Below are 14225 nucleotides of genomic sequence, written 5' to 3'. Positions count from 1 at the left end.
AATCCCCTTATCACACTTTCACTACCAATATGAATTGAATTATGACTACACTTACAGTACAATAATTACGATAGCGAACACCTTGTTCACTTTAATTGTATCAACCTATGGTTTTAATACAATATATAAAACATCTCATATGTTCATTACGGAACATATACGCTATTCTGTACTAAAAGAATGACAGGAGTTAATATGGATCGTAGGCAGAAAAAAACTCGTAAAGCCATATTTATAGCTTTTAACAAATTATTATCTAATAAGGCGTATGACAAAATCACCGTTCAGGAAATCATTAGTGCCGCAGACATTGGCCGCACAACCTTTTATGCTCATTTCGACACAAAAGAAGCATTACTAGAAGCACTCTGCGAAGACTTATTTTTACATATAAAAGATAGTATTAATCATTTACCTCATGCTCATGGGCTGTATCAACAAAGTATTTATCCAGTCTCAGTATTTGGTCATTTATTACAACATTTACAGCAAAATGAAAATAAAATCCTGGAGCTACTAGCTAGTGATAATAACGAAATCTTTTTGCGCTATTTCAGGGATCATCTAAATGAGTTGGTACAAGGATATTTTATCAACCAAGACCGTAAAGCAAATACAAATCTACCGGATGACTTTATTATTAATCATATTTCAGGTAGCTTTGTGGAAATGGTGTTATGGTGGGCAAAAAACGGCATGAAAGAATCGCCTACAGAATTAGACAATTACTTCCATGCCGTTATAGAACCTATTATATAATTATTTAAAATTTATCAAGATACAACATTGATTGGTTCCCCCTTAAAGAAGGCTTGTACATTATCTCGAATAATGCCTACCAAGCGTTGACGTGTTTCAAGGCCTTTCCAACCCATGTGCGGAGTAATGATAACATTATCCAGTGAATAGAGAGGACTATCCTCAGCTGGTGGTTCTACCTCTTGTACATCGAGACCTGCTCCAGCGATACGTTTAGCTGCTAATGCTTCACAAAGGTCTGCTTCATTAATGAGAGGTCCACGACCAGTATTCACAATGACTGCATTAGACTTCATCTTACTGATTGTTTCTTTATTAATAAGATGTTTAGTTTGGTCATTTAGTGGGCAATGTAAGGAAATATAGTCACTATTTTCTAGCAGTTCATCAAGGCTCACATAACGAATGCCATCACCATCAGCCTTTGGTGTACGTGTATGCACTAAGATGTTCATGCCTAGCGCTTTTGCAACTTTGATAACTTCCATACCGATGTGACCAGCTCCGACAACACCTAAGGTTTTACCATTCACTTCTGTATGGCTCACTTGAAGGTATTTCGTGAAATTACTGCGATCACCTTTAACAAGCATACCAATTTGTTGCTGCATGGTGGATGCAAAATTGAGAATCATCATGATCACCGTATGTGCTACACGCTCTGTGCTATACGCAGGAATATTGCACACAGTAATGCCCTTTTTCTTTGCTGCGTCAAGGTCAATATTATTATAGCCAGTACCTGCTTCTACGATAAGCTCTACAGTATCAGGAAATTGTGAAAGCAGATCGGCACTTACAGGCAATTCTTTTGTAACCACAACACGAGCACCTTGAATCCGTTCAATAAGCTCAGCATTCGTACTATCTTCGTAGACCTGCACATCATTAGATAATATGGAGAAATCCAATGCATGGTCATAATTCATTTTGCCTGCATTTACCACTACTACACGTTCGCTCATGAGAACCTCCTAAATTGAATAGCTTTAAATATATGTAATACTACTTCTATATAAATTATACTATTATTTATATAAATTTATACTAAAATAACTTCTATTATATATCAACTACCTATACCAATTAATATACTTTCACAACTAATTAGTATACTTTCACAATTATTGTATATAATATATGTATAAATCCTATAAAATTCAAAGTAAAACTCATTTTTCTGTATATAACTTTCACAAAAGTATTGTGTAATTCCCCAAAAGTTATAAAATAAAAGTAATGTTATATAGAATTGAGGAATACAATGAGACCTACCTATTTGACCATAAATACAAGTCTCGTTCGCGAGAATTTGCGTAAAATTAAAGATAGTTTACCTGAATGGAGTACGTCTACAGCTGTCATCAAGGCCAATGGCTACGGCCACGGCAGTGTTATGATGGGTCGTATTGCCGTGGAGGAAGGTTACGAATCCTTAGCCGTTGCTATTCCAGAAGAATCCGTACCACTTCGCAATGCAGGTATTATGGTACCTATTTATCTATTAGGACTCACAAGGCCACAATCCTTTGAACTTGTGGCAGACACTAATTCGATTCCTGCCGTTTGTGAATCTACCGACTTGGAATCACTCAATAAAGTAGCCGATAATCACGACATGATTATTCGCGTTGCTGTTGCCGTTGATACAGGCATGCATCGCATCGGTATCAAGCCTGAGGATGCCATTGAGTTTATCAAACGCATTGAGTCCTACGAAAATTTGGAAATAGACGGATTCTTCTCCCACATGAGCAATGCTGATGCGGCGGATCAATCACACGCCCATAGCCAAACGCAAAAATTTCATCGCATGGTAGATGAAATACGAGCATTCCGTCCAGAAGCAGATTACCGTTTCTCCCTCGCCAATAGTGCAGGGCTCTTATCTGTCAAAGATAGTCTATTCACAGATGCTCGTCCTGGTATTATTCAATACGGTATCATGCCATCCCTTGATGTGCCAAATCGATTGGGCTTAAAACCCGTTTTATCTTTCCATAGTGAAGTTGTTCATGTACAACATATCCCTGCTGGCGAAGGCATTGGATATGGATCTACCTATATCACAACTGAGCCAATGACAATTGCTACTATCCCTGTAGGCTATGCGGATGGCTATCCTCGTAGTTTATCCAATCGGGGCACCGTACTGATTCATGGCACTCGTTGTCCCGTAGTAGGTCGTATTTGTATGGATCAATTCATGGTTTCTGTTCCAGATACAATCACGGTAAAGCCTGGCGATAAGGTGGTACTTCTAGGGTCTCAAGGTCATGAAAGCATTTCTGCTCTAGAAATTGCAGCCCTTGCTTCTACAATTCCTTATGAAATCTTTTGTGGATTCTCAGAGCGCGTACCACGACAATATATTTAACCTATGTAAAATAAAGAAAGCCCGTATCACATGTAGAAGTCTACATGTGATACGGGCTTTCTTGCTCTCCTATACCCAGCGTGCTGTAAAGCAGTTACGTTCTTATTGTGAGAGAGAGTATATATACCAAGTATATAATCTTATGATTCGGAGGGAACCACAATTCATAAGGGGCCCTCTGAACGATAGACGGCATAGGAGAGAGTCAATGTTTATCTATCCAATCCAGAGGGCTGTGTGTAATTGTTTATTGTGTGTGTGTTGTTTATTGTGTGTGTTTTTGTGTGTTTTATGTGTTGTGTATGTGTGTGTAAGTGTACTTATGTTATGTGTGTATAGTTTTGAGTGCTTAGTGTTCGTTTTTGAAAGGGTTTACTTTACAGCGCTATAGAATAGGAGATCAACTTATTTTGCTACCGTCCCTGTTTTAGCATCCAATACAACGGATATCGGTTTATTTTGTGCATCATGGAACTCTATGGTATATAGTGATTTTCCATTTTGATTAGCAAGAGACCACGCATTAATACCAGTCGCTACCTTGCCAGACTGTACGAAAGCTGCATTAATTGCCACATGTGGAGGTATTACTGTTCCGGCATCAATAGCACTAGCTTCCATAGATGCATCATATGCTTTAGGAGTACCATCAGTTACATTACCAGTAGCCACATCTAGAGTCATAGAATGAGCACCACTAGTATTAAAACCAGCTACTTCATAGATGGCAGTTTTACCTTGAGTTTTGAAAGATACATTTGTAATTTTGGAGTTTCCAAATTTGCTTTCGAATTGGTCAATTAAATAATTAGCACCAACTACGAAAATACTATTTTGGTCTACTACGCCTTCTTGCTGGTTGGTTGTGCTAGGTTGTGATTTTCTACTTTTAGAGTTTTTTTTTCCTCTTTAGTAGGCTCTTCTTTATCAGCTTTTTTTTCGTCTTTCACAACTTTTACTTTAGGCGCTTTATCTACTGCAGCTTTTTTAGTATTTTTAACTTCTTTACCATGCTTCGCTACAGATTCAGATTTTTTATCACCACTGCGTACTACTCTTGGTTCACTAGGAGCTTTAGCTACAGATGCAGTTTCAATAGAAGGGACCGCTGCTGCAGGATTTTCTGTACTAGGTACTACAGTTTCTTGAGCTACTGGTGTTTTAACATCTTGTGTAGCTGTTGGAACTGGTGTAGTATTACGAACTGCTGTACCTACTTGATTAGCTTCTGCTACAGGAGCTACCGGAGTTTTAGGTGCAACTGCAGTAGTAGCCACATCTGGAGCCACCGCTACAGTAGGAACTACTGGATCAGTAACTGGTTGTGCTGGAGTCGCTGTACTCGCTGTTTCTTGCGTAACAGGCATTGGAGTTACTGGTTCAGCTGCTGTTACAGCTACAGTGGCACCAAATACGCCAGCCACTGCTAAAGCAATACTACTTTTTAAAATAGATTTTTTCATATTGTCCTCCTTATTAATTCATATACATGCAACTTTACGCATGTATATTTCCAGTCAACTCAATATCATCATGTAAGTTCCAAAACATATATCTAGCATGGACTTGTAGATATATAGTTTGGAAATTTCAGATATACTTGAGTTTGTCTTTCGACTGGTACACATACTATCGATAGTCTATGAAGTCAAAATGTAGAAGAACCATTAAATGCTTATTTTATAGTGAGTTTAGAATGAATTTATATATAATTCCTATAAAATCCTATGGGATTTACTTTATACTTAAAAATTCCATGAATAACATGTCAAAAGCCGTTTACCCCATATATAAGGGATAAACGGCTTTCAAAATACACGTATTGATATCTAAAAATTTACATTCATGAGCAAACTTTCACAAAAAAACACTTCAATACTAGTTATTTTTTAAGAAAAACAGTATTAATGTATTTAATTATTATATTCAGAATAAAATAACTAAGCACTATTAAGATATAATAACTAGTCAATCATATATTAGTCATCAAATTTAACAGATAGCAATTTACCGTTCATTGCATCCATACGTACATGTACCTCTTTATTATCTTCTGTACCAAAGCTAACTTTGTACACGATTTTACCTTTATCATAGCGCACAGCCCATTCGTTGAGGCTCACAGCTTTGCCTTTTGTTTGGGCATAAGCAAAGTTCACCACTGCTGCAGGAGGTAAAATTTCTCGTGGATCAAAAGATTTTTTCTTTAACGATTTATGGAAGTCCCCTTCGCGTTTTTCAAAGATTTGATTAGTAGCATAGATATACGTTAACTCATATTTACCAGTTTCATCAAAACCTTCTACATCATACTTAATTTGACCTCCATCCGCATCAAAGGCGATTTCCGTAATTCCAGCATTGGGATGATTTTGGATAAAGGCATTTAATAAACCATTAGCTCCTACAATTGCCGCATGGTTGCCATCAACAACTGCCACAGTTGGCTCTACAGCTACTAAAGGGGCTGCACTTGCATTTGGCATGCCAAATGCCGCTGCCAAGGCCAATACAAGGCTACCTTTTACAAAAAATGATCTCATTGGTTCCTCCATATCTCAAACAGTTATCATAACAATATATATACAATTATACACTAAATCAACACGGTTTATAATCTTTATTTATATAATTAGTGCATGTACCTGCACCCTATGATACAATGCACATAGATTCATTTTTGTAACTACATGTGAGCTAACTATGATTTCAATTTACCCCACTATATATCACGAATTCCAATGCAAGGCCAATCGATGCGAAAATACATGTTGTCAGCTGTGGACCATCGATATAGATGAACATACTGCTGAACGTTATCATGCTATGACTGGTACTCTTGGTGAAAGTTTACAACAAGCCATCACGGTTGATGACGAAGGTAGTCATTTCGTATTTTCCAAAACACAACCTATGTGCCCCTTACTCAATGAAAATGGACTGTGTAAGGTTGTACTCGAATTGGGCGAAGAAGGACTTTGCGACACCTGCCATATGCATCCGCGCTTTTATAAATATATTGAAGACTTAGAGCTATGTGGAGTCGGTTTATCTTGTGAAGCCTCTGTTGAGTTATTAGCTCAAAATAAAACGATAGACTCCCTCCTCTTTACAATTGAGGATGACGATAACGAATTTACTTCTGAGGAGCGATTAACACTTCAGAATGTATTTGAATTATTGGCCTTTGATTTAGATCCTAATTTATTCCAATATGCGCCAAATCCCACAAAGCAGTCTTTCAAAGAATTATTAGACCTATATAAAAAAACGGAACCCATCGATGAAAATTGGACTGCACAGGTTAATACATTATCTAGTAAACTAGACCAACTCACCGCATCCGTACAAACCTATATACAGCAAGAGGATATGAGCCTATTTAACAAAGTGTACCAATATATATTGTATCGCCAAATTGATATGCTATCAGACTATTCCTTGGAATCTATCTTAGATTATGCAAAGGATGGTACTGACTATATACTTATGGCTAGCGCCTTAGAGGGGCAGCCCTTAAAGCAAATTGCAAGATGGTCACAACAAATCGAATACGACGAAGATAATGTAGAGCTCTTATTACACCATTACGAAGCTCAACTAGGTTAATGAACAAAAAGCCGCAAGATATGTATCTTGCGGTTTTAATTCTTATCACAATATATTATTTGAATAATGTATGGACAAAGCGAATCCATTGAGGCAATGCTGATATAGATAATAATGCCACAATAAACATAACAATATAAGTCTTAACGATGCCTAGTCCAACATAACGTCGCATTAATTGAGCTATAATAAAGACAGCATAATATTGGCTAAACATCGTAATAAGATATGCCATATCCCCTACATACTTTTGAAGGGATAGAGAGAAGAAAATAATCCCTATTATATGGACTAATAGTAATACAACCGTGCGAAGCGCATTTGTATAAGCTATGCCATATATATAATTGCGCAGCACGCCGCTATAAGTACCACGACCCCCTAATAAAATAAGTAAGCGCCATATGACAAATGAACCGATGATAATTTGAAAAATCAAGAATGTAGAACTTGCTAGAGTGCTAACTAAATCAAAGTGAGTTAACCCAGTAATCCGTTTAATCCCAAGCAATGGAGATATAACTTTCACCATAAACGGTAAGCTATAGGTCATTATATATAATACAATAGTAGATACGACTAGATTCAGAATGGCTCTTGTATGAGATCCATAATTAATAATATTTTGAAAAGATTGTTCGCTAAGTTTGGTAAATAAATGCAATATATCCTTATACCATGTCATAAATGCTCCTTTTAGTTTAAAGCTAATAAAAAAGGACGAGCCAACTCTCGTCCTAGATATATCATATGTATTTTATCGAGTCAACATATAAATCCATTCAAACACGTGTACTACCAAAAGAGCAATCAACATTAGAATCAAACCTTCATAAGGGGTCCCATTAATACATGCTCCCACAATACGTCCCATAGTTTGTAACAATAATACGGTACTTAAAACACATAGCACAATCATACAGAAGCCAATGATAGCTTGCAGTATTAATGGTACCGAAGTTAGAATCAGCATAATCCCTGCTGTAAAAGTAATCAGTGCCACAACAAGTTGAGCAAATGACATGATATGCAAAATACCGGTTGTAACAGTTCGAACATAGAATTTACGCTGTTGAGCAACCGCATAGACTATAATGATACATGCCATGAGAATGACTTTTCCGATTACCCATGCAAAGCGACCTACATTCCAAAATTCTCTAGGACTACCCATCTGTTCCAAAAAAAGTTGTATTTCATGTTGACCTACTGGAAGAGATAGTGATTCCCACCTTACCAATAACGAAGAATTACGTATAAACGCACGTATAGCATCTAAATATACGCCTTCACCTACAATAGTAAATTGATAGCATATAAGTGTTAATAGCAACATTCCTATGAGTTGCCCATAGGCAATATCAAAGTGATACATACGAGGATTATTCTCTTCAATAGGGTTTAATAAACGATAGATAAACTGCATTAAACCTACCATCATAAGTATCACCACCTTTTACACAATATACATACATAACATTCAAGTTTAAATACTATAACATACAACACACCAAAAGGAACTATAAAAAATAGTTCCTTTTCATTTTCCGTTCATCATTATAGCACAAAAGAGCCTATAAAAGAATGTGGTTTTACCATATTCTAATTGCGATTCCTTTAAAATATAAAAAAGGAGCTGTTTTGTTACAGCCCCCTTTCATATTTTTCATGTTATGTAATTATCTGGAAGTAGCAAGTGCTATCATTCCAATCAAGATACCTAAAACGATTATGGGAATTAAACTCGTAATAATAGAAATGCCAAAAGTTGCTAAATGGGATTTATTAATTTGGCGACTTAACAATGTTAAACATACCCAGAATGTATAGACTGCAAAAGCTATCGTTGCGAATATAATAATAATTATCCATACGATACTACCTACTGTAGAATCAGGATTAGATCCTAGTAGCAACAAAAATGGCAATGATAGTAATAGAAAGCCAATGAAATATACTAGGCCCATAATCTGATTATAAGCTTGTTCATACCACATGATCTTTAACACAGACTCATATGTAGTATTGGCATCAAATTTATTGGCGACCCAAGAAAAAATAGCAGAATAAATAGCAATACCAATAAAAGCAAATAGCAAGCCAACCGCTAGGCCTAATAGGCCGATCCCAGAAAGAGCAGTCGCACCAGTAAGTGCAACATTAAGTTTATCTACAAATATCATACCCACAAGAGCAGGTAGAATATTTGAAAATACGAATGACATTAATGCCAAAGCTGCTGTGGCATAGAACCCTTTTCGACAAGATCCATGTTCTACGATCTGTGGAATACCACGTTTAAAGGGAGCTACCATAAGCTGCCAAATATCTGAATACCATTTTGTTTCCATAAAACCTCCAAAACACCTATATTTTTCTAATCGTAACACAAACAAACCATTTATAATACTATACCTTATAACTTTTCACTTTTAATTAATTGATTCCCTTCAAAATAATAATTATGGTCAAGACCTTTCATCAGCAACCTCTAATTTATTAATGATAACCATATCAAGTCTCCTTTTTATTTAATCTGATAATATATTATACTATATAATCTAACTTTTAAGATATTATTTTAGCCTATTATAACGCAAAAAAGCAGCCCACTAGGGGCTGCTCTTTTATTTATCTTATTGCAAAGATGCTGCAATTTTTGTAAGGTTTTCATCCATACGTTCTAAGTATGTTTTATTATCTTCGTTACTTTCGATAGTGTAAATAGTTTCTACCTTAGCGCCTACTTCTTGTGCCAAAGTTTTGGATACTTCTGGACTAGCCATTTCTTCTGCAAAGATAGTAGTAATATGGTTTTCTTTAGCGTATTCGATGAGTTTAGCCAATTGTGCTGCATTAGGTTCGCCTTCAGCAAATACATCTTCCACACTATTTTGTTCTAAACCAAAGTCACGGCATAGGTACGCAAACGCTGCATGGCCTGTAACAAAGTTTTTATGAGGAGCTTTAGCGAATTGTTCTTCATATTTTTTAATCATTGCATCTAATTTAGCAATGTATTCAGTATAATTCTTTTCATAATAATCCTTGTTTGCTGGATCAACTTTTACAAGGGCATCCTTGATATTTTTCACTTCAATTTTAGCATTTTTCAAAGATAACCATGCATGAGGATCTTCTGCACCATGTTCTTTAATTTCTTCTGGGTCAGTATTTTTAATAGCTTCAACACCTTCAGTAGCTACAACAGATACGAGTTTATCATTTTTAGCTGCTTCGATAGCTTGTTTTGCCCAAGGCTCCATACCAAAACCGTTATATACAAATACTTGAGCTGTCGCCAATTGTTTCATATTTTCAGGCTTCAACTCGAAATCATGTGGTTCCACGCCATCTGGTATAATAGTAGATACCTCTACCTTGTCACCACCAATAGCCTTTGTAAACTCAGCCATTGCATTAAAGCTTGTTACCACTTGGATTTTTTTACCTGCTTGCTCCTTCTGTGCATTCGGTGTATCGTTGCCACAACCTGCAAATAAAGCAGCCATCATAATACCTACAACTAACAAAATCAGTTTCTTGATCATCGTAGTCCTCCTTTGTAAAATCCTGATCGCTATGCCTATATAGAATACACTCCATTCTTTAGTTGCAGTTGCGACTCAGTTGCATTTGTAATATAGTTATAGTATAAACTTACTTAGAATTTTGTCAATCAGAAATGTGGTTTTCATATGTTATCTATAGAACATCTTTATTTTTCCTATCAAGGTCAACCGCCTTATGTGTTAAATGACCTTAATTTACATATTCACAGCGGTGATTATATATCCATCGTAGGAGACAATGGGTCTGGTAAAAGTACCTTGCTCCGCCTCATTTTAGGATTTCTTACCCCTGTAAAAGGTTCTATCAAGCGAAGCACCAATAATATTCGGTATGTGTCTCAAAAAAATGACTTCTCTCATGCAGGCTTCCCTATTACGGTAAAAGAAATTCTCGATTCCTATCGCAAGCTTTTAAAAATTAAAGATAAAAACGAAGTTAATCGTGTATTAGAGCTTACGAATATGACGGAATTTAAAGACCGTCTTATCAGCAAGTTATCAGGTGGCCAAGCACAGCGTGTATCCATCGCCCGTGCCCTCATCGGCAGTCCTGACCTCATCATCCTTGATGAACCATCCACAGGCATCGATAGAAAAAGCCAGGAAGGCATCTACGCTCTTCTATGCGAGTTAAACCAAAAGCATCATATTACGATAATCTCTGTTGAACACAATCTTGAAATGGCGATTGCTAATTCTACCAATATCTACCATATCACAAATGGTCACGGCCACCTTTGCTCACCTGAGCAATATGCTAGAGAAATCATGCATAGTACAGGTCGTAACCCTGTAGATCACGAAAATTGTTCCTGCTTCACAGATGTGACAATTCAGGCTCAGGCTCAGGCTCAGGCTCAGGCTCAGGCTCAGGCTCAGGCTCAGGCTCAGGCCGATGATACTACAATTGAGGAGGTGCACCATGTTTAATTATGATTTTATGCAAAATGCCTTCTTCGTAGCTATCTGCATATCCCTATTGTGCCCATGTATCGGTATTTTCATGGTATTGCGTCGCTCTAGTATGATTGGCGATACCATGAGCCATGCGTCCCTTGCAGGGATTACATTAGGTCTATTAACAAATACAAATCCTATTCTAGGAGCATTTATCTTTACCGCCATCTGCGGTGCCCTCATCGAGTTCTTGCGAAAATACTTCTCTCATCATCTCGATTTGATTCTTACTATAATCTTATCCCTCAGTATTGGTACAGCTATTACGCTTATTAGCTCAGGCAAACTAAAGGCTAACGCAAATGTATTCTTTTTTGGTAGCATCCTAACGGTAAACGCAACTGATATGATTAGTATTGCTGTGCTTACAATCTTATCTGTACTCACCTTATATTTCCTATACAACTCACTTCTTTACATCGCCTATGATGAAGAGGCCGCTCGTGTAGCAGGTGTTAAGGTAGATTTTATTAACTATATCTTTGCCATCTTAATGGCTGCCGCCGTGTCTATTTCCATTAAAATTGTCGGCGTTCTTGTACTAAGTGCCATGATTGCCTTGCCTGTGGCATCGGCACTACAACTAGAAAAAGGATTTAGAACGACTTTACTATGTTCCATTGGATTTAGCTTACTCGCTATGATCATTGGACTCTTTGGATCCTACTTCCTTAACGTAGCTCCTGGTGGCTTCGTGTCTCTAACATCGGTAGGTATTTTACTAGTAGTATTAATCATTAAGAATATTCGAGCTATCATACGACGCGTGCAATTTAGCAAATAAACTAAAACAATCATTAATATGTTTAGATATAAACAACATAGCTAATTAGAGTAATATAGCTAGTTAGAGTTGAATAATATAATTAGTTAAATTAAAAAATACAGCTAACTAAATCCGATAGTATATTTGATATATTGTTAGCCATATAAATCATCTAACTATACAAGTGTATAACAGTTTTAGTATTAAAACAGAATCGAAAGAGAGTTATGAATACAACAGCTTGGCCGGAAGGCATAAAAAAGACCAAACAGCGCGAAGCCATTTGGTCTGTATTAACAACTACAGATAAACCTATTACAGCCCTTGAAATCGCAGAACGCTTAGGTGACGGTAGCACTACTTGGATGTCTACTATCTACCGTACACTTGAACTATTAGAAACTAAGGGTATCGTTACACGTACCACGCTCATGGGTAGTGAGATGGCATATTATGAAATTACCCCTCATACACATCGCCACTATGCTGTATGTATGAGCTGTGGTGCCATGATACCGCTCCATACCTGTCCCGTCGTAGAAATGCCACAAGAACTTAACGATGCAGGATTTACTGTAACAGAACATCACCTTGAGATCGCAGGGATTTGTAAAAAGTGCAAAAACAAGAAGTAGAAAATAGACAACTAATGTTTAAATAACAAAAAGGACGCAACTGATAGTTACGTCCTTTTTAGTTTTAAAATATATTTTGTATTAACCTTATTTAGCTTTCACCAATTACAGCATCAACGGAGCCACTACGAAACCGAGTGCTACAGAAATGGCGATGGCAAGTACGCCTGGAATGAAGAACGGATGGTTAAATACAAGCTTACCGATTCGCGTAGAGCCCGTATCGTCCATTTGTACAGCCCCCAAAAGTGTTGGATATGTAGGCAATACGAAGAGTGCAGATACAGCTGCGAAGGATGCGATAATAATATAAACCGATCCTGTGTTCTCTGGTGTAATACCGAGAGCTAGAATTACAGCTGGTACCAAAGCTTGTGTAGTTGCCGCTTGGCTATACAACAATGTACTTGCAAAGAAGAATGCTACCGCTAACAAGAACGGATATGCTGTTACCATACTAGAAGCGAGAGCTTTAATTTCAGGAATATGACCTTTTACAAAGGTATCGCCCAACCATGCTACACCTAGTACGCAAACACAAGCAGATAAGCCGGATTTGAATGTACTTGTATTAACAAGTTCTGCTGTATCAAGCTTACAGAAGAATGTTATAGCAGCCGCAATAATCATCATAAATCCGATGATAGCATCGTTTCGACCAAAGATAACTGGTTTAATAATACCAATATTTTTGGAAATTGCGGTTGCATAGAATACGATACAAATGATACCAATCAAGAAAATCAATACAGAAGCTTTTGCACCAGGTTTTAAGTGGAAATCCGTGTTTTTTTCACGAGGTGGCGCCACGTGACCTGCTGCCAAACGTTCTTGATATACTGGATCAGAAGATAAATCATTATTCGCAAAGGTAGACATGATAAATGCCGTAATCATAACCCCTACGAATGTTGTGGAAATACAAATCGCGAGCAATGTAGGATAGTTAACACCATATGGCTCAAGGAATCCACTCATAGCAACTACTGCTGCCGATACAGGACTCGCTGTGATACCAATTTGGCTCGCTACAACGGCAATAGATAATGGTACAGATGGCTTAATGTTTTCACTTTTCGCCACCTCTACAATTACTGGAATCATAGAGAATGCTGTATGACCAGTACCTGCTAAAATAGTTAAGAAATACGTAACAGTTGGTGCTAAGTAGTTGATGTGCTTTGGATTTTTACGCAAAATATTTTCAGCAATGCGCACCAAATAATCAAGCCCACCGGCTAACTGTAAGGCACAGATGGCTGCGATAGCAGACATGATAATCAGAATTACATCCCACGGAATTTGTCCCGGGAACATCCCCATACCAAGGCTTAACAACACAACCCCAAGGCCGCCAGCGTAACCGATACCCATACCACCTAGGCGAACGCCGAGGAAGATGGCACCAAATAAAATAAGAACTTGCATAATTACATAAATGTCCATACGATGACCTCCTTTATACATATATAGTATCATAGATATGCTAAATAATCATCGAATTTTGGGAATGTATAGTCTATAGTTTAAAATATGACGAAATTTCGATA

The 14225-nt window shown here is 37.2% G+C and carries 15 protein-coding genes; 6 read left to right on the top strand and 9 right to left on the bottom strand.

What is annotated here, in order from left to right:
- Positions 1-195 precede the first annotated feature (195 nt).
- Complete coding sequence (locus PK1910_RS09195) at positions 196-759, top strand: TetR/AcrR family transcriptional regulator (RefSeq protein ID WP_105086915.1); 564 nt, start codon at positions 196-198, stop codon at positions 757-759.
- Between the two features lie 14 nt (positions 760-773).
- Here PK1910_RS09195 and PK1910_RS09190 read toward each other — a convergent pair whose 3' ends face one another.
- Positions 774-1724 carry a 2-hydroxyacid dehydrogenase gene (locus PK1910_RS09190; RefSeq protein ID WP_287511473.1) on the bottom strand — a complete coding sequence of 317 codons (951 nt, stop codon included), beginning with the start codon at positions 1722-1724 and terminating at the stop codon, positions 774-776.
- A 299-nt stretch (positions 1725-2023) separates the two neighbouring features.
- Here PK1910_RS09190 and alr point away from each other — a divergent pair, with 299 nt between their 5' ends.
- Complete coding sequence (gene alr / locus PK1910_RS09185; protein WP_004697849.1) at positions 2024-3136, top strand: alanine racemase; 1113 nt, start codon at positions 2024-2026, stop codon at positions 3134-3136.
- Between the two features lie 405 nt (positions 3137-3541).
- Here the strand turns inward: alr and PK1910_RS09180 are convergent, their stop codons facing one another.
- The 3 genes from PK1910_RS09180 to PK1910_RS09170 form a co-directional block, all read right to left on the bottom strand.
- Complete coding sequence (locus PK1910_RS09180) at positions 3542-3820, bottom strand: PepSY domain-containing protein (protein WP_004693966.1); 279 nt, start codon at positions 3818-3820, stop codon at positions 3542-3544.
- 158 nt (positions 3821-3978) lie between these two features.
- Positions 3979-4599 carry a ribonuclease E gene (locus tag PK1910_RS09175; RefSeq protein WP_287511471.1) on the bottom strand — a complete coding sequence of 207 codons (621 nt, stop codon included), beginning with the start codon at positions 4597-4599 and terminating at the stop codon, positions 3979-3981.
- Positions 4600-5115: 516 nt separating this feature from the next.
- Entirely contained in the window at positions 5116-5679 is a 564-nt protein-coding gene (locus tag PK1910_RS09170) for a PepSY domain-containing protein (RefSeq protein WP_012863831.1), read from the bottom strand.
- Between the two features lie 160 nt (positions 5680-5839).
- On the opposite strand from PK1910_RS09170, the gene fliB reads away from it, so the two are divergent.
- The gene (gene fliB / locus PK1910_RS09165; RefSeq protein ID WP_331298822.1) at positions 5840-6745 is read left to right on the top strand and encodes a flagellin lysine-N-methylase; all 906 of its coding nucleotides are present in this window, start codon (positions 5840-5842) and stop codon (positions 6743-6745) included.
- 55 nt (positions 6746-6800) lie between these two features.
- On the opposite strand, the gene PK1910_RS09160 is transcribed toward fliB, so the two are convergent.
- The 4 genes from PK1910_RS09160 to PK1910_RS09145 form a co-directional block, all read right to left on the bottom strand.
- The gene (locus PK1910_RS09160; RefSeq protein WP_295815934.1) at positions 6801-7430 is read right to left on the bottom strand and encodes a hypothetical protein; all 630 of its coding nucleotides are present in this window, start codon (positions 7428-7430) and stop codon (positions 6801-6803) included.
- Positions 7431-7502: 72 nt separating this feature from the next.
- Entirely contained in the window at positions 7503-8186 is a 684-nt protein-coding gene (locus PK1910_RS09155; protein WP_331298821.1) for a hypothetical protein, read from the bottom strand.
- 238 nt (positions 8187-8424) lie between these two features.
- Positions 8425-9096 (bottom strand): hypothetical protein, encoded by a 672-nt coding sequence (locus tag PK1910_RS09150; protein WP_308521396.1) that lies wholly within the window; start codon positions 9094-9096, stop codon positions 8425-8427.
- 285 nt (positions 9097-9381) lie between these two features.
- On the bottom strand, positions 9382-10296 hold the full coding sequence (locus tag PK1910_RS09145; RefSeq protein WP_295815939.1) for a metal ABC transporter substrate-binding protein: 915 nt from the start codon (positions 10294-10296) through the stop codon (positions 9382-9384).
- Positions 10297-10443: 147 nt separating this feature from the next.
- On the opposite strand from PK1910_RS09145, the gene PK1910_RS09140 reads away from it, so the two are divergent.
- From PK1910_RS09140 to PK1910_RS09130, 3 genes are all read left to right on the top strand, one after another.
- Positions 10444-11247: a metal ABC transporter ATP-binding protein gene (locus tag PK1910_RS09140; protein ID WP_331298814.1), complete on the top strand. Its 804-nt coding sequence runs from the start codon at positions 10444-10446 to the stop codon at positions 11245-11247.
- The gene (locus PK1910_RS09135; protein ID WP_295815944.1) at positions 11240-12058 is read left to right on the top strand and encodes a metal ABC transporter permease; all 819 of its coding nucleotides are present in this window, start codon (positions 11240-11242) and stop codon (positions 12056-12058) included. Before PK1910_RS09140 ends, PK1910_RS09135 begins: the two co-directional genes overlap by 8 nt.
- Before the next feature lie 209 nt (positions 12059-12267).
- On the top strand, positions 12268-12675 hold the full coding sequence (locus PK1910_RS09130; protein WP_295815947.1) for a Fur family transcriptional regulator: 408 nt from the start codon (positions 12268-12270) through the stop codon (positions 12673-12675).
- A gap of 105 nt (positions 12676-12780) precedes the next feature.
- Here the strand turns inward: PK1910_RS09130 and PK1910_RS09125 are convergent, their stop codons facing one another.
- Positions 12781-14121 carry an anaerobic C4-dicarboxylate transporter gene (locus PK1910_RS09125; RefSeq protein ID WP_331298811.1) on the bottom strand — a complete coding sequence of 447 codons (1341 nt, stop codon included), beginning with the start codon at positions 14119-14121 and terminating at the stop codon, positions 12781-12783.
- Positions 14122-14225: the final 104 nt, after the last annotated feature.

It is taken from the genome of Veillonella parvula, assembly GCF_036456085.1.
Classification (GTDB): domain Bacteria; phylum Bacillota; class Negativicutes; order Veillonellales; family Veillonellaceae; genus Veillonella; species Veillonella parvula_E.
The sequence above is the reverse complement of the archived record's forward strand: the minus strand, read 5'-3'. Positions and strand labels throughout refer to the sequence as shown.